Source organism: Pseudomonas sp. PS01298 (assembly GCF_029959745.1).
GTDB classification, from domain to species: Bacteria; Pseudomonadota; Gammaproteobacteria; order Pseudomonadales; family Pseudomonadaceae; genus Aquipseudomonas; species Aquipseudomonas aylmerensis.
The window spans coordinates 1-20,822 of record NZ_JASCPP010000105.1; the positions used below are offsets into that span (position 1 = coordinate 1).

Here is a 20,822-nt window from a genome sequence, read left to right on the forward strand (position 1 = left end):
CGCGAATACGGTGGGTCAGTCAGACATTGATTGCCTGACACAGCGCTTTCGCGAGCAAGCCCGCTCCCACGGGGATCAACCATGACGCTTGAGGGTTTCGCTGGGCAATTCCTTGAACAGCGCCCGATAACTGTTGGAAAACCGCCCCAGGTGCCAGAACGACCAGTTCATCGCCACCTCTGCCACGGTGGAACCCGCTGAGCTCAAGAGTTCACGCCGCGCACCATTCAACCGACGCAACCGCAACCACTGCGCCGGGCTCATCCCGGTGTAGGTCTTGAAGCCCTGCTGCAGCTGACGCAGCGGCACGCCGGCAATCTGGGCCAGCTCCAGCAGGTTGATGGTCTCATCCGGCGCATCCGCCGCCCACTCGCCAATCCGTGCCATCAACCGGCGTTCTTCGCTGCGCCGCTGCAACGAGCTGCGGTCCAGGCACACGCAGGCGTTGTCGAGAATGAACAGGCAATCGTCGAGCAACTGCTGGGTCAGGGCATCGCGGCTGATCGGGTCGATCACCGTGGCCAGGCGCGTGAGCGTGCCACTGAGCCAGCGGGTGAACAGCGCATTCTGCTGGCAGGTCAGCGGCGCCATGAACAAGCCTTCGAGTTTCGCCACGTCCAGGCCATGGCGCTGCACGAACTGCGGGCCGAACACCACCGCCACTTCACGGTAGTTTTCCGGGGTGATCCAGGTGTTGCGGCTCTCGCCATTGAGCATGTACAGCGCGTTGTCGCTGCCATCGAAACAGAACGCCAGCGAGCCCGGTGGCGCGTTGAAGTGCTGCTCCACGCGGGTGTTCATGCACTCTTCGTAGACCTCGACGCCCTGCAGGTCGAGGTAGCGGATCTGACCGGCAAAATGCCCCGGGGACATCTGCTGGTACTGCTGCACCCAGCCGGGTGTCGCACTGCATTGAGCGGCCACATCACCGGTGGTGAAGGCCTGTACGCGCAAAGCTGTTGCCTGTGTCATGGGTGATCCGTGCGCACTCTATTGGTGCGTTGTGGTTCGTGCAAAGTGGATAGATGGCCTTTGAAGGCTGGCCCAAGATAGACCTCAATGCGCCAGGAGTACAAGCCGGCGCATGCACCCAACCCATGACGAGGTCCTTATGAACGCCCCCTTCGATCAGCTGTCCGCCTGGCTGAAAGAACACAAGATTACCGAAGTCGAATGCGTGATCAGTGATTTGACTGGCATCGCCCGCGGCAAGATTGCACCCACCAACAAGTTCCTGCATGAGCGAGGCATGCGCCTGCCGGAAAGTGTGTTGCTGCAAACGGTAACCGGGGACTTTGTCGACGACGATATCTACTACGACCTGCTCGACCCAGCCGACATCGACATGATCTGCCGCCCGGTATCCAACGCTACTTACGTGGTGCCCTGGGCCATCGAACCCACCGCGATCGTGATCCACGACACCTTCGACAAGCAGGGCAACCCTATCGAGTTGTCGCCGCGCAACGTGCTGAAAAAGGTCCTGCAGCTCTACACCGACCAGGGCTGGCAGCCGATCGTGGCGCCGGAAATGGAGTTCTACCTGACCCAGCGCTGCGAGGACCCGGACCTGCCATTGAAGACCCCGATTGGCCGTTCCGGTCGCGCCGAAACCGGGCGCCAGTCATTTTCCATCGACGCCGCCAACGAGTTCGACCCGCTGTTCGAAGACGTCTATGACTGGTGCGAAGCCCAGGGCCTGGACCTCGATACGCTGATCCACGAAGACGGCCCGGCGCAGATGGAAATCAACTTCCGCCACGGCGACGCCCTCGACCTCGCCGACCAGATCACCGTGTTCAAGCGCACCCTGCGCGAAGCCGCGCTCAAGCACAACGTGGCCGCGACCTTCATGGCCAAGCCAGTGGCCGACGAGCCGGGCAGCGCCATGCACCTGCACCAGAGCGTGGTCGACATCGCCACCGGCAAGCCAGTGTTTGTCGACGCCGATGGGAGCATGAGCCAACTGTTCCTGCACCATATCGGCGGCCTGCAGAAATACATCCCCAAGCTGTTGCCGATGTTCGCGCCGAACGTCAATTCGTTCCGCCGCTTCCTGCCGGACACCTCGGCGCCGGTCAACGTGGAATGGGGTGAAGAGAACCGCACCGTCGGCCTGCGCGTGCCGACCTCGAGCCCCGACGCGATGCGCGTGGAAAACCGCCTGCCGGGCGCCGATGCCAATCCTTACCTGGCGATTGCGGCTAGTCTGCTGTGTGGCTACCTGGGCATGATCGAGCAGATCGAACCCAGTGCGCCGGTCGAAGGCCGTGCCTATGAGCGCCGCAACCTGCGCTTGCCGTTCACCCTCGAAGACGCCCTGGCGCGCATGGAGGATTGCGACACGGTCAAGCAGTACCTGGGCGAAAAGTTTGTGCGCGGCTACGTCGCGGTCAAGCGCGCCGAGCACGAGAATTTCAAGCGGGTGATCAGTTCCTGGGAACGTGAGTTCCTGTTGCTGAGCGTCTAAAAAAACCAAAAAAGGGGTGTCGATATGCGTCTCGTGAAAAAGCTTCTCCCGCTGGCCCTGGTGGCCGCGTTCAGCAGTGCCAGCCAGGCCGCGCCAACCGTGAGCGTCTACAACTGGACCGACTACATCGGCGAGACCACCTTGGCCGATTTCCAGGCCAAGACCGGGATCAAGGTGATCTACGACGTGTTCGACTCCAACGAAACCCTGGAGGGCAAGTTGCTCGCGGGGCGCACCGGCTATGACGTGGTGGTGCCGTCCAACCACTTCCTGGCACGCCAGGTGAAAGCCGGCGCGTTCCTCAAGCTCGACCGTGCGCAGTTGCCCAACTTCAAGAACCTCGACCCCAAGCTGCTCAAGCTGCTGGAGAAAAACGACCCGGGCAATGCGCACTCGGTGCCGTACCTGTGGGGCACCAATGGCATTGGCTACAACGTCGACAAGGTCAAGCAAGTGCTGGGCATCGACCATATCGATTCGTGGGCGGTGCTGTTCGAGCCAGAGAACATCAAGAAGCTCAACCAGTGTGGCGTGGCGTTCCTCGACTCGGCAGATGAGCTGTTCCCGGCGATCCTCAACTACATGGGCAAGGACCCACGCAGCGAGAATCCCAAGGACTATCAGGAAGCTGAAGCCAAGTTGCTGACGCTGCGTCCCTACATCACCTACTTCCATTCCTCCAAGTACATCTCGGATCTGGCCAACGGCGATATCTGCGTGGCCTTCGGTTATTCCGGCGACGTCTTCCAGGCTGCCAACCGCGCCAAGGAAGCCAAGAACGGCGTGAACATTGCCTACTCGATTCCCAAGGAAGGTTCCAACCTGTGGTTCGACCTGCTGGCGATTCCCGCCGATGCCAGCAACCCGAAGGAAGCCCATGCCTTCATCAACTATCTGCTCGACCCCGAAGTGATCGCCAAAGTCAGTGCCTCGGTCGGCTATGCCAACGCCAACCCCGCGGCCAAGGCGTTCATGGACCCGGAACTGGTGAACAACCCTGAGGTGTACCCGTCCCAGGAAGTGCTCGACAAACTCTACATTTCCACCACGCCGACCCCGGCGACCATGCGCCTGATGACCCGCGCCTGGAGCAAAGTGAAGACCAATAAATGATCCCATCCAGTGACCACGCCCGTTCCTACTATCGCGCCTCGGCCAACGCCATGCCGGCGCGCCCGTCGCTGGGCGCCGACCTGACGGCCGATGTGTGTGTGATCGGCGGCGGTTTCACCGGCGTCAACACCGCCATCGAGTTGGCCGAGCGCGGGCTCTCGGTGATCCTGCTGGAGGCCCGGCGCATTGGCTGGGGCGCCAGCGGGCGTAACGGCGGGCAGTTGATTCGCGGGATTGGTCATGACGTCTCGGGGTTTGCCAAGTATGTGGGCGAGGAGGGCGTGCGTTACCTGGAGCGCGCGGGCATCGAGTCGGTGGCGTTGGTGGGCGAGCGGATTCGCGCGCACGGCATCGACTGCGACCTGCGCTGGGGCTTTTGTGAGTTGGCGAATACGCCGGCACAGTTCGCCGCGTTCAAGGGCGAGCAGGCGCACCTGGCAGCGCTGGGATATACCCATGAAACGCGCCTGGTCGGCCCTGGGGATATGCAGCAAGTGGTCGGCTCAACGCTGTATGCCGGGGGCCTGGTGGACATGGGCTCCGGGCATTTGCACCCGTTGAACCTGGTGCTGGGCGAGGCGCACGTGGCCGAGTCCCTCGGCGTGCGGATTTTCGAGCACACTGAAGTGCTGGAACTGCTCCATGGCGACACGGTGCAGGTGCGTTGTGCCGGCGGCACCGTGCGCGCCGCCAACCTGGTGCTGGCGTGCAATGCTCACCTGGACGAATTGGAGCCGCGCCTGAGCGGCAAGGTGCTGCCGGCGGGCAGCTACATCATCGCCACCGAGCCGTTGTCGGAGGACATGGCCAACCAGTTGATCCCGCAGAACCTGGCGCTGTGCGACCAGAAAGTCGGCCTGGATTACTACCGGTTGTCCGCCGACCGCCGCCTGCTGTTCGGCGGCGCCTGTCACTATTCCGGACGCGACCCAGCGGACATCGCCGCCTATATGCAGCCGAAAATGCTCAAGGTATTCCCGCAACTGGCCAACACTGCCATCGAGTTCCAGTGGGGCGGCAAGATCGGCATCACGGCCAATCGTTTTCCCCAGGTCGGGCGCTTGCAGCAGTACCCGAATGTGTTCTATGCCCAGGGCTATTCCGGGCATGGGCTCAACGTCACTCATTGGTGCGCACGGCTGCTGGCCGAAGGTATCCACGCCGGTCACAGCAAGGGGCTGGATATCTTCAGCCAGGTGCCGCACATGACCTTCCCCGGCGGCAAGGCCTTGCGTTCGCCACTGCTGGCGTTGGGGATGCTGTGGTATCGCCTAAAGGAATGGATCTAGCCGATGCCGCCCTCCAAATGTGGGGAGCGGGCTTGCTCGAATACGGTCTGTCAGTCACCGCATGTATTGGCTGGACCAACGCCTTCGCGAGCAAGCCCGCTCCCACATTTTGGATGTATGCAGGGCTCAGGTTTGGCGTCGTGGCTGAAGGTGTTGACGGTTGGAGTACTATTCGCCCGTGGGTTCGGTGAGTACCTTGCGGAACGTTTCCACCAGCGGGCGCAGGTTGATCCGGTGCCACGCCGCCCACAGTGGCGTGGTGTAGGTCAGCCAGGGCAGTTCGCGCAGCACCACGCCCGGCGGTGCATTGCGGCTCAGGCCTTTTTGCACCATCGCCACCCCCAATCCGGAGGCGACCAGGCCCAAGGCGGTGAACGGCTCGCTGGCTTCCATGGGAATCTGCGGGGTGAAACCGGCGCGGATGCAGGCGGCGACAAAGTCATCGGCGGGGTTGGCGCCGGGTTTGCGCTGCACGCCAATCCACTCCTGATCGGCCAGGTGCTCGGGCAGCAGTTCAGTCTGCCTGGCCAGCGGGTGATGCTCGGGCAGGGCCAGCAGCATCGGGTCGTCCAGCACTTGCAGGGCGGTCAGGTCCGGGTCATCGGCGGCCGGTGGTTCCGCCACCAGGGCGATGTCCAGGCTGCGCTGGCGCAGGCCTTCGAGTTGTTCGAGGGAGGGCAGGTTGTACAGCTTGATGTGCACGGTGGGCCGGTCGTCACGCAGGATGCGCAAGGCATTCGGCAGCACGCCGGCGTGCATGGCGTTCTCGATGTAGCCGATGCACAGGCCACCTTCTTCACCACGGCCGAGGCGCTTGCCCAGGGATTCGAGGCGATTGGCGTGGGTCAGCAGGGCCTTGGTCTCGGCGAGAAAAGTCTGCCCGTCGCGGGTCAGGCGGATGCGTTGCTGGCTGCGTTCGAACAGGGTCAGGCCCAGGCGTTCCTCGAGCTGGGCAATCTGCCGGCTCAACGGCGACTGCGAAATATGCAGGCGCTCGGCGGCGCGGCCAACGTGTTCTTCTTCAGCGACCACTTCGAAGTAGCGCAATTGGCGTAGATCAATCATGTAAGACCTCTTGGGACTCAAGTTGGTCGCAGTATGTCTTGGACGGTCCGATCTAGGCAATCTACGATCTGCTCAACGGTCACAGCGACCCTGAACCCGATTGAGGATCCACCATGAGCTTGAAAGACAAATTGCCCGGCCAACTGGGCTTTGGCACGGCCCCGCTGGGCAACATGTTCCGCGCCATCCCTGAGGAAGAAGCGCAGGCCACCGTCGAGGCCGCCTGGAACCAGGGCGTGCGCTACTTCGATACCGCGCCGTTCTACGGTTCGGGCCTGTCGGAAATCCGCCTGGGCCAAGCCCTGTCGCAATACCGTCGCGACGACTTCGTGCTCAGCACCAAGGTCGGCCGCCTGATCCTCGACGAAGTCGAAGAAAGCGCGCGTGATCTCGGTGAAAAAAGCGGCGTGTTCGAACACGGTCGCCCGAACAAGATGGTCAACGACTACAGCGCCGATGCCACCTTGCGCTCCATCGAAGACAGCCTGAACCGCCTGCAGACCGATCGCCTGGATATTGTCTGGATTCACGACATCGCCCAGGACTTCTACGGCGACCAGTGGCTGGACTACTTCAACCAGGCCCGTACCGGCGCCTTCAAGGTGCTGACCCGCCTGCGTGAAGAGGGCGTGATCAAGGCCTGGGGCCTGGGCGTGAATCGCGTCGAGCCTTGCGAGCTGACCCTGGACCTTGCCGAAGCCCAACCCGACGGTTTCCTGCTGGCCGGCCGCTACACCTTGCTGGACCACGACCGCGCCCTGCAGCGCTTGATGGACGCCGCCCTGGCGCAGCAGGTCGAAATCGTCGTCGGTGGCCCGTACAGCTCGGGGATCCTCGCCGGGGGCGCGCACTTCGAATACCAGCCAGCGAGCCCGGCGATCATCCACAAGGTCGAGCAGATTAAGGCGATTGCCCAGGCCTTTGGCGTGAGTGTGAAGGCGGCGGCGCTGCAGTTCTCCCTGGCGCATCCTGCCGTGGCGGCGGTCATTCCGGGTGCCAGTCGTCCGGGGCGGATTGCCGAAGACGTCGCGGCGTTGTCAGAGAAGATTCCGGCAGCCTTCTGGCAGGCCCTGCGCGATGCCCACTTGGTCTCGGACCGCGCACCACTGCCGCTCTAATACGAGGATTCAAGCATGAAGATTGATGTAAGCGGCAAAGTAGCCATCGTCAGCGGCAGCACGGCAGGCATCGGCCTGGGTATCAGCCAGGCCCTGGCAGCGTCCGGCGCCACCGTGGTGGTGATCGGGCGCGAAGCGGGCAAGGTCGATGACGCACTGGCGAGCATTCGCCAGGCGGTGCCCGGCGCCAACCTGCGCGGGCTGGTGGCGGACCTGGGCACCGCTGAAGGCGCCGACACACTGTTCGCCGCCGAACCGCGTGCCGACATCCTGGTCAACAACCTGGGCATCTTCAACGATGTGGATTTCTTCGAAGCGCCGGACAGCGAATGGACACGCTTCTACGAGGTCAACGTGATCTCCGGTGTGCGCCTGGCGCGGCACTACGTGCCGGGCATGGTCGAGCAGGGCTGGGGGCGGGTGATTTTCCTGTCCTCTGAATCCGGGGTGGCAACGCCGGCGGACATGATCAACTACGGCGTGACCAAGAGCGCCAACCTGGCCGTGTCCCACGGCCTGGCCAAGCGCCTGGCCGGCACTGGGGTGACCGTCAACGCGGTGCTGCCGGGCCCGACTTTCACCGACGGCCTGGAGCAGATGCTCAAGGACGCCACCGCGAAGTCCGGGCGCAGTGCACGGGACGAGGCCGATGTGTTTGTGCGAAACGCGCGACCAACGTCGATCATCCAGCGCGCAGCGAATGTGGATGAAGTGGCGAACCTGGTGGCGTACATTGCTTCACCCCTGTCCTCCGCGACCACCGGTGCCGCGTTGCGGGTCGATGGTGGTGTCGTCGATAGCATGGCGATCTGAATTTTTTACCTTCTGGAGTATTTATCGTGGCAACAGCGTCTTCTGTGATTGAAATTCCGGTGTCGGCCGATCAGGTCTGGCAATTGGTGGGCGGCTTCAACAGCCTGCCGGACTGGCTGCCGTTCATCGTCAAGAGCGAGCCCAGCGATGGCGGCCGCGTGCGGCACCTGCAGACTGCCGACGGCGGCGTGGTGGTCGAGCGCCTGCAGGCCTTCGATAACGTCGGGCGCACTTACAGCTACACCATTGAGCAATCGCCGTTTCCGGTGAGTGCCTACCTGGCGACTTTGCAGGTCGAGGCGCTCGGTGAATCGTCGGCGAAAGTGACCTGGTCCGGCGTGTTCACGCCGGCGGCGGGGACCACGGACGCGGCGGTGGAAGAGCTGTTTGCCGGGGTGTACAGCGGCGGGCTTGAAGCGCTGCGGGCCAATTTCCCGGCCTGATCAACGCCTCACTGTGGAGGGGGCTCTGTGTGGGAGCCGGGCTTGCCCGCGATGCAGGCAGCTCGGTGTATCAGTCATACCGAGGCGATGCTATCGCAGGCAAGCCAGCTCCCACACAAGCCTGGCGGCCGTCCTCAGGCTTCCGGCATCAGTTGCTGGCGGCATTCGAGAATCAGGCGGGCGCCGCCTTGCTCGCTGCTGCCGACTTCGAGCTTGAACCCGTGCAGGTTGATGATCGCCGCGACAATCGACAAGCCCAAGCCAAACCCGCCTTGCTGGTCGCCTTCATCCACGCGGTAGAAGCGCTGGAACACCGCATCACGTTCGGCGGCCGGGATGCCCGGGCCGGAGTCGTGGACTTCGATGCGCGTGCTGCCGGCATCGTTGAGACCCCGCAGGATCACCTCGCCACCCGGTGGGGAAAACTTGATCGAGTTGCTCAGCAGGTTGGCCAATGCTTCGAACAATAGTGCGCGGTCGCCGGTGATCCACGGCAAGGACTCGGGGACTTCAAGGCGCAGCTGCAATTCGCCTTCTTCCGCCAGGGGCAGGTAGAAGTCATGCAGTTCGCGCAGCAGTGGCAGCGGGTCCATCACCAGGAAGCCTGAGCGGCGCTGGTGGTCCTCCAATTCCGAGATCCGCAGCAGCCCGCGAAAGCGTGCCATCAGGGTGTCGGTCTCGGTAATCGCATCGTCGAGTTTTACCGCGTAGTGCGAGTCGGCCTCCGCTTCCTGGCGGATGCGGTAGAGCTGCGCCCGCAGGCGGGTCAGCGGCGTGCGCAAGTCGTGGGCGATGTTGTCGCACACGCCCTTGACCTCGTTCATCAGCTTCTCGATGCGGTCGAGCATGGCGTTGACGATGGCCGCGAGCATGTCCAGCTCGTCACGCCGGTTGGACAGCGGCAGGCGGTGAGTGAGGTCGCCGGCGACGATGGCTTCGGCGCTGGCCTGGATCCCACGGATCCGGCGCAACGGGCGGCGGCGCAGCAAATGCCAGCCAGCGGCGCCGGGAATGATCGTCAGCGACAGCGCCCACAACAGCGCGTGCCAGATGATCCGCGTCACGCCAAATAACGAGCCGTTGGCCCGCACCAGCACCAGCCAGCGGCCGTCGTCGGTGTGGGTGGCCACGGCGTCGCAGCTGTCCTTGGGCAGTTTGGGGTCGTCGGAATCGACGCAGTTGGCCAGCGCGTGGATCTTGCCGTCCAGCGGCAAGTCGGGCGGAATCGCGCGGATCGGCCCGCTCAAGGGGCGAAACTGCTCGTCGAACAGGCCGTAGGCGTCCACACCCTTCATGTCGAAGGTCATGCTGGTGGTCAGGGCTTCCACCAGTTCCTCGCCGTCGAAACGCTGGAACAAATGTTGGCGCTGCATCAGCGAATGGCGCGACAGATCACCCAGGTAACCCGACACTTCGTAGTACAGCACCCCCATGAGGATGCAGCTCCAGGCCACGAACAACGAGCTGTACAGCGCCAGCAGGCGGCTGCTGGAGGAGCGCCAGCCCTTAGAGGGGTTCAGCAATGACATAACCGGAACCTCGTACCGTGCGGATCAGCGGCGTGAGGCCCGGTGGATCGATTTTCTTGCGCAGGCGACCGATATGTACATCGATCAGGTTGGTGCCCGGGTCGAAGTGATACCCCCAGACTTCCTCGAAGATCATCATCCGCGACAGGATCTGCCCGGTGTTGCGCATCAGGAATTCGAGCAGTTTGTATTCGGTCGGCAGCAGGCTCAGCGGCTGTTCGGCACGGCTGGCTTCACGGCTGATCAGGTTGAGTTCCAGGTCGGCCACGCGCAGGGCGGTCTCGAATTCCTTGACCGTGCTTTTACGCCGCAGCAGCACTTCGACGCGGGCGGCCATTTCATCCGAGGCGAAGGGCTTGGTCAGGTAGTCATCGCCGCCGGCGCGCAGGCCGCGCACGCGCTCGTCGACGTCGGAGAGGGCGCTGATCATCAGGATCGGCGTGGACACGCCGATGGTGCGCAGGGTGGTGACGATGGCCAGGCCATCGAGTTCGGGCAGCATGCGGTCGAGGGTGATCAGATCGTAATCACCGCTCACGGCACGGACCAGGCCTTCGCGGCCGTTGTCCACCCAATCTACGTCCAGTCCATGGCTACTCAGCTCGGCGACGATCTCGCGGGCCGTTACGGCGTCATCCTCGATGGTCAAAATACGGGTCATGGGATTACCTTTCACACAGGAAAACCGCAATCGCCGGCAAGCCGGCGCCTACAGAAGTGGGAGCATTTTGCCAATAAATGGCTGAACGCTTCCTAAATAAAACGTCATGTTGGCAAAACTGACAAAAATTTCATCACTTGGCACGCGATCCCGCTGGCGCCGTCTTGCTGGCGATAGGGGTGTGTCCGCCAGCGCTGTTGGCGCCGGGAATCGCGCGATCGCTGGCACGCCGGCGCCTACAGGTGAGTGTTCAGCCTGGGATTGCATAACGCCCGCCTTGTTCGGTCATTTCTTGCAAGTTGCATGGTTCAAATTAGTTCAATTTAGTTAACTTGTTGAAATATAAGGATTTTAAATTTTCGAGAGACTGGCACGCTGCCTGCACTGTCCCTTTTGAGAGTTGTAACACTATTTTTCCTGCCGGGAGCAAAACAACAATGATCACATCCTCATCCACGCTGCAAGAGTCGAGCGCGCTCTCCGGGGTTTCCTGGGGGGCGATTTTTGCCGGGGCCGCAGCCGCGGCTGCACTGTCACTGATTCTGGTACTGCTGGGTTTCGGCCTGGGCTTTTCGGCGGTGTCGCCGTGGGCCGATAGCGGCATCAGCGCCAAGGGGCTTGGCATTTCCACCATTATCTGGCTGGCGTTTACCCAGATTGTCGCGTCCGGACTGGGCGGTTACATCGCCGGCCGGTTGCGCGTGAAATGGGCCAATATGCACGGCGATGAGGTGTACTTTCGCGACACCGCCCATGGCTTCCTGGCCTGGGCCGTGGCTACGTTGATTACCGCGACCCTGGTGGTCGGCTCGGTCAGCAGCGTGGTCAGCGGTGGCGTGCAAGCAGGTGCCAGCGTGGCGTCCGGTGCTGCCAGCGGTGTCACCCAGGCCGCCGGCAGTGCGGCCAAAGGTGCCAATGGCCAGGACTTCGGCTACTACGTCGACAGCCTGTTCCGTGACGACCGCCCAGCCGCCGTCAGTGATGACGCGGTCCACGGCGTGGTTGCGCGCATCTTTGCCCGCACCCTGAGCAACGACGGCCAACTGGCCCCTGAAGACCGTGCCTACCTGGCCCAGTTGATCAGCCAGCGCACCAACCTCAGCCAGGCTGACGCCGAGGCGCGTATCGACAAGGTCTACGGTGACGCCCGTAAAGCCCTCGAAGACGCCAAGCTCAAAGCCAAGCAAGCCGCTGACACCGCCGCCAAAGTCGCTGCCTGGACATCGCTGTGGATGTTCGTGGCCCTGCTGATCGGTGCGTTTTTCGCCAGCTTCGCAGCAACCTTCGGCGGTCGTCGCCGGGATGCGGTGGTGTATGTCGAAACTGAACACTTCGTTCGTTAATTCAAGGAGAACAACATGCGCTCATTACTGCTTTGGTTCCTCGGTGTGCCTATTCCGGTGATCATCCTGATCGCGATCTTTATGCACTGATTACACGTCTTAATCGGTAAATACGTGGGAGCGGGCTTGTTGGCGAATGCGCGGTATCAGTGACTCATGAGTTGACTGACACAACGTTTTCGCCGGCAAGCCCGCTCCCACGTTTGTTTGGGCGCAGGACCAGCCAGCTGGTCAGCAGCAAGCCGCTCGCCAGCGCGGTCATGATGACCAGGGGCAGCGAGGTGCCGTTGGACAGCAGGCCGGTAAACCAGCTGCTCAGCGCCGTCAGGAACATCTGGGTAAAGAAGAACAGGCCTGACGCCGTCCCGGCGATTGCGCCGTAGGGCTGCAGCACCGACAGCTGGCACGCCGGAATCACCATCCCCACCGACACCATGATCACCACCATCGGCAGCACAATCGCCAGCCATTGCTGTGGCAACGCCAGGGTGGCGAGTGCGAGCAGCAGGCTGCCCAGCACATTCAGGGCAATCGCCGCGTTGATCAGGCGATCCGGTTCGAATCGCTGCACCAGCCGACGGAACAGGTTGGCACCGAGCATGTAGCCACTGATGGTGGCGGCGAACACCAGCGCATAGGCGGTCGCCGTCAGGTGAAAACCACGCTGCAGCAGCGCCGACGACTCGCTGATGAAGGGGAAATAGGTGCTGTACACGCAGCCGATCGCCAGGGAATAGCGCAGGAAGTAGCGATCGCGCAGCAGTTGGGCATAAATCCGCAGCAGGTTGCTCGGCGGCGCGGCGGCCACCTCCGGCGGGCGGGTTTCGGGCAGGCGGCGATACACCACCAGGTACAGCACCGTGCCGATGAGGCCGAGCAGCACGAATAGCCCGCGCCAATTCACCAGCGGCAACAGCAGGCTGCCCAGCACCGGCGCCGCCATCGGCGAGACGGCCATGGCCATGGAGATCAGGCCCAGCAGCCGCGCCTGTTCATGGCGGTCGAAGTAGTCGCGCACGATCACCCGGCCAATGACCGTGGTGCAGCACCCGCCCAGGGCCTGGAACAACCGGGCAATGATCAGCACGCCGAGGCTGTCGGCCAGCGCACACGCGACGGTGGCGACCACGTACGTGAACAGGCCCGCCAGCAACACCGGGCGGCGGCCGAAGCGATCCGTCAGCGGACCGCTGACCAGCAGGGAAATCGCCGAGCCAAGGGTGTACAGGGTGAGGATCAGCTGCAACTGGCTGTCGCGGGTGTGGAAATAGTCGGCCATGGCGGGCAGGGCCGGCAGGTGCATGTCGAGGGTGATGCGGGGCAGGCCGATCAGCACGGTGAGCAGCACCAGCCAGAACCTGAAGGAGAGGGCGCGTTGGGTCATGGCACGCTTCTTTGCAATGAGTAGAGCCCGAACTCTAGCGGCTTTGTGGTTTAATCCTGTGGGCCATTTATGCCTGGAAAGAGTGGACCACTATGAGCCGAGGAAAAGCTGCTTCCGCCCTGGACCTGCCCCGTCCCGATGGCCTCGATGCGAGCAAGCAACAAGGTGCCTACGCGGCGTTGCGGGGGGCGATCCTCAATCGGCAGTTGCCGGCAGGCAGTCGCTTGCCGTCCACGCGCAGCCTGGCGGAGCGCTGGCAGGTGTCGCGTGGCACCCTGGAAGCGGCATTCGAGCGCCTGCACAGCGAAGGCTATGTGCAGCGGGTGGCCGGCTCCGGCACGCGGGTCTGCGCGGTGATCCCCGAACAATTCATGGCCGCGCCGACGGTGACGCAGGCGCCGCGTCGCGCCGTGGTGCCGGATCAGCCGGACGCCGGCGTGCAGAGCCACGTGCCTTTTGTCGCGCGGCGACCGGACGCGAGCCTGTTCGACCTGAAAACCTGGGCCCGCTGTATTTCCCGTGGGCTGCTGTCTGTGGGCCCTGGCGTGCTTGAGGCCGCGCACCCTGCGGGCCTGCCGCAGCTGCGCGCGCAGATCGCCGATTATCTGCGCAGCTACCGTGGCCTGCAGTGCGAGGCCGACGAGGTGATCGTCACCACCGGCATTCGCCATGCGCTCGACCTGATCGCCCGCACGCTGCTCAAGCCCGGTGACACCGCCTGTGTCGAGGACCCTGGCTACCCGCCGGCGCGCCGCCTGTTCAGCCTGGCAGGTGCGCATATCCACGCGGTGCCGGTGACCGCCGAAGGCCTCGACACCGACCAACTCCCCGACACGGCGCGCCTGGCCTATGTGACCCCGGCGCACCAGGCCCCGCTGGGCATGACCCTGTCGGTGTCGCGCCGCCTGGCGCTGCTGGACTGGGCCGCCCGTGCCGAGGCGTGGGTGGTCGAAGACGATTACGACAGCGAGTACAACTACAACGCCGCGCCCCTGGCCGCGCTCAAGTCCCTGGACTCCAGCGACCGGGTGATCTACTGCGGCAGCTTCAACAAGAACCTGTTCCCCGGCCTGCGCGTGGGCTTCATGGTGGTGCCCAAGGCGCTGCGTCCAGCGCTGCTGCGCACGCTGCAACTCACCGGGCATTCGGTGGGGGCGGGTGATCAGTCGGGGTTGGTGGAGTTCCTCGGCAGCGGCGCGTTCGTGCGTCACCTGCGGGCGTCGCGCCAGGCTTACCAGGCGCGGCGCGATGCGCTGTTGGAATGCCTGGGCGGGCAGTTCAGGGTCAGCGGCCAGCAGGCGGGCCTGCACTTTGTACTGTGGTTGCCGGCGGGGGTCGAAGAGCCAGACTTCTGCACCCGTGCCGCCGCTGTCGGCCTGACCTTGCAGCCCCTGGGCACGTTCTGCCGGGACGCGCGCCTGCCGCCGGCGGTGATCATCGGCTACACCGCGTTGACCCTCGCGCAGATCCGCTTCCATGGCCGCGCGTTGGCGAAATTGTTAATGGCGGCTTAACGCCCGCTTGGCTAGACTCGCGCCCCATGAGCCGCCTTCTGCGTTTGATCCTGGTCCTGCTGTTAAGCCTCACGCTTCCCCTGACCGGGATGGCGGGCGTGCCGTCGAGCACCGAGCCTTGCCCGATGAAGATGGCGGACATGCCGATGATGACCGACATGACCCCGGACTGCTGCCAGGACGGCGTGGATCATGGCAAGGCCTGCAAGCCCGGCCAGGAGTGCAAGACCGGCGGCCTGTTGCAACTGTCGGTGCCGCTGCTCAAGGCGCCTGTGACCCTGGCGTCGGCGCAGCTTTTCAGCACCACCTCGGACTTTATCCCCGACCGCACGCCGTCCGGCGTCTGGCGCCCACCCCGCTACTGATTCCTGTTGCACCTGAAGTCTCATCCCGCCTTCGGGATGGCCTTGCTGTGCGCCGCATAACCCGGCGCGCAGTGGAACAGAACAGGAATCTTCAGCATGAATTCCCTCTACATGCGCGCCCTGGCGGTGGGCGTGCTGGCGTGGCCGCTGTTGGCGTCCGCGCTGACCCTGGATGACGCCCTGCGCCTGGCGCAAACCACCGCGCCGTCGCTCGCGGCCGAGTCGGCCAAGCTGCAGGCGGCGACGCAGGCGGCGATTCCGGCCGGTGAATTGCCCGACCCGAAACTCGTCGTAGGCCTGCAAAACTTCCCCATCGGCGGGCCCGATCGCGGCACGTTGTATGGCGATGACATGACCGAGCAAATGGTCGGTATCCAGCAACAGGTGCCCAGCCGTGACAAGCGCAAGGCGCGGGTCGAACTGGCCGACGCGACCGTGGCGCGCACGGCGGCCGAAGGGCGCGTCGAGCGCCTCAATGTGCGCCAGGCCACTGCCCAGGCGTGGATTCGCGCCTATGCGGTGGAGCGCAAGGACGCCTTGTTCCAGGACTTCTACCGACAGAATCGCCTGCTGCACGACAGCGTCCGCGCCCAGTTGGCCGGCGGCCGTGGCCAGCCCTCGGATGCTGTCATCCCGCGCCAGGAGGCGGCTGAACTGGCCGAGCGCGAGGACGCGTTGACCGAACAGCGCGCCCAGGCCCGCGCCGCCCTCAAGCGCTGGATCGGTGCAGCGGCGAGCGAAGCGCCCAGCGGGCAATGGCCGAATTGGCCACTCGCCCATCCCTACAACCTGCACCAGCACCCCGAACTGCAAGCCTTTGCGCCGCGCACCCGCGAGGCCGAGGCACGGCTGCGCGAAGCCAAGGCGCAAAAGACCTCGGACTGGAGTTGGGAAGTGGATTACCAGCATCGCGGTCGCGAGTACGGCGACATGGTCAGCCTGCAATTGAGCTTCGACCTGCCGATTTTCCCCGGCCGCCGGCAAAACCCCGGGATTGCCGCCCGGCAGGCCGAGCTTGACCAACTGGATGCCGAACGCGAAGCCGCCACCCGCGAACACACCCAGGTGCTCGACGACGACCTGGCCACCTATCAGCGCCTCGACCGCGCCGTGCAGCGTAGCCAGGACAGCCTGGTGCCGTTGGCCGAGGAGAAGGTCGCCTTGAGCCTGGCCGGCTATCGCGCCGGCAAGACCGAGTTGATGGCGCTGGTCAGTGCCCGCCGCGAACTGGTCGACGCGCGTTTCAAGCAGATCGATGCCATCGAACAGCGTGCCCTGGTGGGTGCGCAGTTGTATTTTGCCTATGGGGAACCCGCCAATGATTAATCGATTGCTCGCTGTGCTGCTGCTGGCCGCAGGCGTGGGGGCGGGCTATTGGCTGGCGCAGAAACCTGCCGCCGCCCTGCCGGATAAAGCCGCGCTGTACTGGTATGACCCGATGTACCCGCAGCAGAAGTTCGACAAGCCCGGCAAGTCGCCCTTCATGGACATGCAGCTGGTGCCGCGCTATGCCGAGAGCACCGCCGACAACCATGCCGTGCAGATCGATCCGCAGGTGGCACAGAACCTCGGTGTGCGCCTGGCGACGGTGAGCCGGGGCGTGCTCACGCCGACGCTGGAGCTGTCCGCCATCCTCGCGTTCAACGAGCGGAAAGTGGCCGTGGTGCAGGCGCGCGCGGCGGGTTTTGTCGAGCGCGTTTACGCCCGTGCGCCGGGTGATGTACTCCAGGCCGGCGCGCCGTTGGCGGATCTGCTGATCCCCGAGTGGGCGGCTGCCCAGGAGGAGTTCCTGGCCGTACGCCGCAGCGGTGATGCCAGCTGGTTGGCCGCTGCGCGCCAGCGCCTGCGCCTGAGCGGCATGCCCGCCGACGTGATCACGCGCATGGAACGCAGCGGCCGGGTGCAATCGGTGTTGACCATCACCAGCCCGTTGGCCGGTGCGTTGCAGACCCTGGACGTGCGCGAAGGCATGACGGTCGCGGCCGGGCAGACCCTGGCACGCATCAACGGCGTGGACCCGGTCTGGCTGCAAGTCGCGGTGCCGCAGGCCCAGGCGGCGGGAGTGGCGGTGGGACAGACCGTGCAGAGTCGATTTGTCGGGTGGCCCGGCAAGACCTTCAACGGCAGCGTCAGCGCGATCCTGCCAGCCACCGCCGCAGACAGCCGTACCGTGCAGGTGCGCGTCGAGCTGCGCAACCCCGACGGTGCCTTGCGCCCAGGCATGACCGCGCAGGTGCGCCTGGCGCAATCTTCCACACAATCGGTGTTGCGCGTGCCGAGCGAGGCGCTGATCCGCACCGGCAAGCGCGTGTTGGTGATGCTGGCCGAGGAGGGCGGGCACTATCGACCGGTCGAGGTCGAGGTCGGCACAGAAAGCCAGGACCAGAGCGTTATCATCAGCGGATTGCAGGAAGGCCAGCAGGTGGTCGCTTCCGGCCAATTCCTGCTGGATTCCGAGGCCAGCTTGCGTGGGATAAGTGCCCCCTCGTCCGGCCCTTCTGACATGAGCCTGCAACCGGGGAGCCAGCCATGATCGCGCGGTTGATTCGCTGGTCGGTGGCCAACCGTTTCCTGGTCCTGCTCGCCACGCTGTTTGTCACCGCGTGGGGCCTGTGGGCGGTGCAGAACACGCCGGTGGATGCGCTGCCGGACCTCTCGGATGTGCAGGTGATCATCCGCACGCCGTACCCGGGCCAGGCGCCGCAGATCGTCGAAAACCAGGTCACCTATCCGATGACCACGACGATGCTTTCGGTGCCGGGTGCGAGGACCGTGCGCGGCTTTTCTTTTTTCGGCGACAGCTACGTGTATGTGTTGTTTGACGAAGGCACCGACCTGTACTGGGCGCGTTCGCGGGTGCTGGAATACCTCAGCCAATTGCAGGCACGCTTGCCGGCGTCGGCCAAGCCCGCGTTGGGCCCGGACGCCACCGGCGTGGGGTGGATCTACCAGTACGCGCTGGTGGATCGCAGCGGTCGGCACGACCTGGCACAACTGCGCGCGCTGCAGGACTGGTTCCTCAAGTTTGAACTCAAGACCCTGCCCAACGTGGCGGAAGTCGCGACCATCGGCGGCCAGGTCAAGCAATACCAGGTGCAGCTCGACCCGTTGGCCCTGGCCAATCGCGGCATCACCCAGGCACAGGTTACGGAGGCGATCGGCAAGGCCAACCAGGAAACCGGCGGTTCGGTGCTGAACATGGGCGAGTCCGAATACATGGTGCGCGCCTCCGGCTACCTGAAAAGCCTGGCGGACTTTCGCGCGATTCCGTTGCGCCTGGGCACCGACAACATACCGGTGACCCTTGGCGATGTGGCGAGCATTCAACTCGGCCCGGACCTGCGCCGCGGCGTCAGTGAACTGGACGGCGAGGGCGAAGCGGTGGGCGGCGTGGTGATCCTGCGCAGCGGCAAGAATGCTCGCGAAGCCATCGCCGCCGTCAAGACCAAGCTGGAGCAACTGAAAAGCAGCCTGCCGCCCGGCGTGGAGATCGTCACCACGTACGACCGCAGCAAATTGATCGACCGCGCCGTGGACAACCTCAGCCACAAGCTGCTGGAGGAGTTCCTGGTGGTGGCGCTGGTGTGCGGGATATTCCTCTGGCACCTGCGCTCGTCGCTGGTGGCGATCATCTCGCTGCCGGTGGGGGTATTGATCGCTTTTATCGTCATGCAGGTGCAGGGAATCAACGCCAACATCATGTCCCTGGGCGGCATTGCGATTGCCATCGGTGCGATGGTGGACGCGGCGGTGGTGATGATCGAGAACGCCCACAAGAAGATCGAGGCCTGGCACCACGCCCATCCGGGGCGGGTGCTCAAGGGCGAGGAGCATTGGCAGGTCATGACCGAGGCCGCCGTGGAGGTCGGGCCGGCGCTGTTTTTCTGCCTGCTGATCATCACGTTGTCGTTTATCCCGGTGTTCACCCTGCAAGCCCAGGAAGGTCGCCTGTTCGGCCCGCTGGCCTACACCAAGACCTACGCCATGGCGGCGGCGGCCGGGTTGTCGGTGACCTTGATCCCGGTGCTGATGGGCTACTGGATTCGCGGGCGCATTCCCGATGAACAGCGCAACCCGCTCAATCGCGGGCTGATCAAGCTCTACCAACCGGCCCTCGATGCAGTGCTGCAGCGGCCGCGACTGACCCTGCTGGTGGCTTTGCTGGTGGTGGCCAGTGCGTTGTGGCCGCTGTCGAGGCTTGGCGGCGAATTCCTGCCACCGCTGGATGAAGGCGACCTGCTCTACATGCCCTCGGCCCTGACGGGGTTGTCGACGCAAACCGCTGGCGAGCTGCTGCAACGCACCGACCGCCTGATCAAGAGTGTGCCCGAGGTCGCCCATGTGTTCGGCAAGGCCGGACGTGCCGAAACCGCCACCGACCCGGCACCCCTGGAGATGTTCGAGACCACCATCGAGTTCAAGCCCAGGGATCAATGGCGCCCCGGCATGACCCCGGACGCACTGGTCAAGGAGCTGGACCGCGTGGTGCAGGTGCCGGGGCTGACCAATATCTGGATTGCACCGATCCGCAACCGCATCGACATGCTCGCCACCGGGGTCAAAAGCCCGATTGGCGTCAAGGTCGCGGGCACCAGCCTGATGCAGATCGATGCGGTGACCCAGGCGGTGGAGAAGGTCGCGAAAACGCTGCCCGGCGTCAGTTCGGCACTGGCTGAGCGCTTGACCGGCGGGCGTTATATCGACGTGGACATCGACCGCGTGGTTGCGGCGCAATATGGGCTGAACATCGCGGATGTGCAGGCAATCGTGTCCGGTGCGGTGGGTGGCGAGACCATCGGCGAAACCGTGGAAGGCCTGGCGCGCTTCCCGATCAGCTTGCGCTATCCGAAGGCATGGCGTGACTCGCTGGAAGCGCTGCGCAATCTGCCGATCTACACGCCGTTGGGCAGCCAGATCACGCTCGGCACTGTCGCGCAGGTCAAGGTGAGCGATGGCCCGCCGATGCTCAAGAGCGAGAACGCGCGGCCTTCGGGCTGGGTCTACATCGACGTGCGTGACCGCGACCTGGCGTCGGTGGTCAAGGACCTGCGTGCGGCAATCGACCAGCAGGTGCAACTGCAGCCGGGGATGAGCCTGAGCTACTCGGGGCAGTTCGAATTCCTCGAGCGCGCCAACCAACGCCTGAAACTGGTGGTGCCGGCCACGCTGCTGATCATCTTCGTGTTGCTGTACCTGACGTTTCGGCGGATCGACGAGGCGCTCCTGATCATCGCCACCTTGCCCTTCGCGCTGACCGGCGGCGTATGGTTGCTGTATGCGCTGGGCTACAACCTCTCGGTGGCTACCGGGGTCGGGTTTATCGCGCTGGCGGGGGTGTCGGCGGAGTTTGGCGTGATCATGCTGCTGTACCTGAAAAACGCCTGGGCCGAGCGCCAGGACCATGACCTGCTGGCCGCGATCACCGACGGCGCGGTCATGCGCGTGCGCCCCAAGGCCATGACTGTGGCGGTCATCATCGCCGGGCTATTGCCGATTCTGCTCGGCGGCGGCACCGGCAGCGAAGTCATGAGCCGCATCGCCGCGCCGATGATCGGCGGCATGCTCACTGCGCCGTTGCTCTCGCTGTTTGTCATTCCTGCGGCGTACCGCCTGATGCGCCGCTCCCAGGCCAGGCGCTGAACCCAACTGTGGGAGCTGGCTTGCCTGCGATGGCGGTCTATCAGTCACCCGATTCACTGACTGACACTCCGCCAT

The 20,822-nt window shown here is 64.2% G+C and carries 17 protein-coding genes; 12 read left to right on the forward strand and 5 right to left on the reverse strand.

Annotated elements, in window-relative coordinates:
- Positions 1 to 75 precede the first annotated feature (75 nt).
- Entirely contained in the window at positions 76 to 972 is an 897-nt protein-coding gene (locus QMX97_RS26175) for a helix-turn-helix domain-containing protein (RefSeq protein ID WP_120448314.1), read from the reverse strand.
- 139 nt (positions 973 to 1,111) lie between these two features.
- Here QMX97_RS26175 and QMX97_RS26180 point away from each other — a divergent pair, with 139 nt between their 5' ends.
- The 3 genes from QMX97_RS26180 to QMX97_RS26190 are packed head-to-tail and all read left to right on the forward strand — an operon-like array spanning position 1,112 to position 4,872.
- Positions 1,112 to 2,470, forward strand: a complete 1,359-nt coding sequence (locus QMX97_RS26180; RefSeq protein ID WP_065906254.1) for a glutamine synthetase family protein — start codon at positions 1,112 to 1,114, stop codon at positions 2,468 to 2,470.
- Positions 2,471 to 2,494: 24 nt separating this feature from the next.
- On the forward strand, positions 2,495 to 3,583 hold the full coding sequence (locus QMX97_RS26185; RefSeq protein WP_065906256.1) for a polyamine ABC transporter substrate-binding protein: 1,089 nt from the start codon (positions 2,495 to 2,497) through the stop codon (positions 3,581 to 3,583).
- Positions 3,580 to 4,872: an FAD-binding oxidoreductase gene (locus QMX97_RS26190; protein ID WP_282397861.1), complete on the forward strand. Its 1,293-nt coding sequence runs from the start codon at positions 3,580 to 3,582 to the stop codon at positions 4,870 to 4,872. The genes QMX97_RS26185 and QMX97_RS26190 overlap by 4 nt, the downstream gene beginning before the upstream one ends.
- 168 nt (positions 4,873 to 5,040) lie before the next feature.
- On the opposite strand, the gene QMX97_RS26195 is transcribed toward QMX97_RS26190, so the two are convergent.
- Positions 5,041 to 5,937 (reverse strand): LysR substrate-binding domain-containing protein, encoded by an 897-nt coding sequence (locus tag QMX97_RS26195; protein ID WP_065906259.1) that lies wholly within the window; start codon positions 5,935 to 5,937, stop codon positions 5,041 to 5,043.
- A 113-nt stretch (positions 5,938 to 6,050) separates the two neighbouring features.
- On the opposite strand from QMX97_RS26195, the gene QMX97_RS26200 reads away from it, so the two are divergent.
- From QMX97_RS26200 to QMX97_RS26210, 3 genes are read left to right on the forward strand one after another with little or no spacing between them, the layout of a single operon-like run.
- Positions 6,051 to 7,055 carry an aldo/keto reductase gene (locus QMX97_RS26200; RefSeq protein ID WP_065906260.1) on the forward strand — a complete coding sequence of 335 codons (1,005 nt, stop codon included), beginning with the start codon at positions 6,051 to 6,053 and terminating at the stop codon, positions 7,053 to 7,055.
- A 15-nt stretch (positions 7,056 to 7,070) separates the two neighbouring features.
- On the forward strand, positions 7,071 to 7,868 hold the full coding sequence (locus tag QMX97_RS26205) for an SDR family oxidoreductase (RefSeq protein WP_120448318.1): 798 nt from the start codon (positions 7,071 to 7,073) through the stop codon (positions 7,866 to 7,868).
- A 26-nt stretch (positions 7,869 to 7,894) separates the two neighbouring features.
- The gene (locus QMX97_RS26210; protein ID WP_065906262.1) at positions 7,895 to 8,311 is read left to right on the forward strand and encodes an SRPBCC family protein; all 417 of its coding nucleotides are present in this window, start codon (positions 7,895 to 7,897) and stop codon (positions 8,309 to 8,311) included.
- A gap of 134 nt (positions 8,312 to 8,445) precedes the next feature.
- On the opposite strand, the gene QMX97_RS26215 is transcribed toward QMX97_RS26210, so the two are convergent.
- Positions 8,446 to 9,840, reverse strand: a complete 1,395-nt coding sequence (locus QMX97_RS26215; protein ID WP_065906264.1) for a HAMP domain-containing sensor histidine kinase — start codon at positions 9,838 to 9,840, stop codon at positions 8,446 to 8,448.
- Positions 9,818 to 10,501: a response regulator transcription factor gene (locus QMX97_RS26220; RefSeq protein WP_003219726.1), complete on the reverse strand. Its 684-nt coding sequence runs from the start codon at positions 10,499 to 10,501 to the stop codon at positions 9,818 to 9,820. Before QMX97_RS26220 ends, QMX97_RS26215 begins: the two co-directional genes overlap by 23 nt.
- A 437-nt stretch (positions 10,502 to 10,938) precedes the next feature.
- Between QMX97_RS26220 and QMX97_RS26225 the strand changes: the two genes are divergently transcribed.
- Positions 10,939 to 11,844: a hypothetical protein gene (locus QMX97_RS26225; RefSeq protein ID WP_065906266.1), complete on the forward strand. Its 906-nt coding sequence runs from the start codon at positions 10,939 to 10,941 to the stop codon at positions 11,842 to 11,844.
- A 154-nt stretch (positions 11,845 to 11,998) separates the two neighbouring features.
- Here QMX97_RS26225 and QMX97_RS26230 read toward each other — a convergent pair whose 3' ends face one another.
- Entirely contained in the window at positions 11,999 to 13,228 is a 1,230-nt protein-coding gene (locus QMX97_RS26230) for a multidrug effflux MFS transporter (RefSeq protein ID WP_282397862.1), read from the reverse strand.
- Positions 13,229 to 13,320: 92 nt separating this feature from the next.
- Between QMX97_RS26230 and QMX97_RS26235 the strand changes: the two genes are divergently transcribed.
- The 5 genes from QMX97_RS26235 to QMX97_RS26255 all read left to right on the forward strand — a co-directional run bounded on the left by QMX97_RS26235 (position 13,321) and on the right by QMX97_RS26255 (position 20,747).
- Entirely contained in the window at positions 13,321 to 14,742 is a 1,422-nt protein-coding gene (locus tag QMX97_RS26235) for a PLP-dependent aminotransferase family protein (RefSeq protein ID WP_282397863.1), read from the forward strand.
- Between the two features lie 26 nt (positions 14,743 to 14,768).
- Positions 14,769 to 15,107, forward strand: coding sequence for a hypothetical protein (locus QMX97_RS26240; protein WP_065906272.1), 339 nt, complete (start codon positions 14,769 to 14,771; stop codon positions 15,105 to 15,107).
- Between the two features lie 96 nt (positions 15,108 to 15,203).
- Entirely contained in the window at positions 15,204 to 16,433 is a 1,230-nt protein-coding gene (locus tag QMX97_RS26245) for a TolC family protein (protein ID WP_282397864.1), read from the forward strand.
- A complete protein-coding gene (locus QMX97_RS26250; protein WP_282397865.1) occupies positions 16,426 to 17,640 on the forward strand; it encodes an efflux RND transporter periplasmic adaptor subunit in 1,215 nt (404 codons plus the stop codon). Before QMX97_RS26245 ends, QMX97_RS26250 begins: the two co-directional genes overlap by 8 nt.
- The gene (locus tag QMX97_RS26255) at positions 17,637 to 20,747 is read left to right on the forward strand and encodes an efflux RND transporter permease subunit (RefSeq protein WP_282397866.1); all 3,111 of its coding nucleotides are present in this window, start codon (positions 17,637 to 17,639) and stop codon (positions 20,745 to 20,747) included. The genes QMX97_RS26250 and QMX97_RS26255 overlap by 4 nt, the downstream gene beginning before the upstream one ends.
- The last annotated feature ends 75 nt before the right edge of the window (positions 20,748 to 20,822 follow it).

Excerpts from the sequence above, each read along its gene's own strand:
- QMX97_RS26195 (WP_065906259.1), bottom strand. The coding sequence starts at position 5,937 with ATGATTGATCTACGCCAATTGCGCTACTTCGAAGTGGTCGCTGAAGAA.
- QMX97_RS26205 (WP_120448318.1), top strand. The coding sequence starts at position 7,071 with ATGAAGATTGATGTAAGCGGCAAAGTAGCCATCGTCAGCGGCAGCACG.
- QMX97_RS26175 (WP_120448314.1), bottom strand. The coding sequence starts at position 972 with ATGACACAGGCAACAGCTTTGCGCGTACAGGCCTTCACCACCGGTGAT.
- QMX97_RS26250 (WP_282397865.1), top strand. The coding sequence starts at position 16,426 with ATGATTAATCGATTGCTCGCTGTGCTGCTGCTGGCCGCAGGCGTGGGG.
- QMX97_RS26215 (WP_065906264.1), bottom strand. The coding sequence starts at position 9,840 with ATGTCATTGCTGAACCCCTCTAAGGGCTGGCGCTCCTCCAGCAGCCGC.
- QMX97_RS26225 (WP_065906266.1), top strand. The coding sequence starts at position 10,939 with ATGATCACATCCTCATCCACGCTGCAAGAGTCGAGCGCGCTCTCCGGG.
- QMX97_RS26190 (WP_282397861.1), top strand. The coding sequence starts at position 3,580 with ATGATCCCATCCAGTGACCACGCCCGTTCCTACTATCGCGCCTCGGCC.
- QMX97_RS26245 (WP_282397864.1), top strand. The coding sequence starts at position 15,204 with ATGAATTCCCTCTACATGCGCGCCCTGGCGGTGGGCGTGCTGGCGTGG.
- QMX97_RS26230 (WP_282397862.1), bottom strand. The coding sequence starts at position 13,228 with ATGACCCAACGCGCCCTCTCCTTCAGGTTCTGGCTGGTGCTGCTCACC.
- QMX97_RS26235 (WP_282397863.1), top strand. The coding sequence starts at position 13,321 with ATGAGCCGAGGAAAAGCTGCTTCCGCCCTGGACCTGCCCCGTCCCGAT.
- QMX97_RS26200 (WP_065906260.1), top strand. The coding sequence starts at position 6,051 with ATGAGCTTGAAAGACAAATTGCCCGGCCAACTGGGCTTTGGCACGGCC.
- QMX97_RS26220 (WP_003219726.1), bottom strand. The coding sequence starts at position 10,501 with ATGACCCGTATTTTGACCATCGAGGATGACGCCGTAACGGCCCGCGAG.
- QMX97_RS26180 (WP_065906254.1), top strand. The coding sequence starts at position 1,112 with ATGAACGCCCCCTTCGATCAGCTGTCCGCCTGGCTGAAAGAACACAAG.
- QMX97_RS26255 (WP_282397866.1), top strand. The coding sequence starts at position 17,637 with ATGATCGCGCGGTTGATTCGCTGGTCGGTGGCCAACCGTTTCCTGGTC.
- QMX97_RS26240 (WP_065906272.1), top strand. The coding sequence starts at position 14,769 with ATGAGCCGCCTTCTGCGTTTGATCCTGGTCCTGCTGTTAAGCCTCACG.
- QMX97_RS26185 (WP_065906256.1), top strand. The coding sequence starts at position 2,495 with ATGCGTCTCGTGAAAAAGCTTCTCCCGCTGGCCCTGGTGGCCGCGTTC.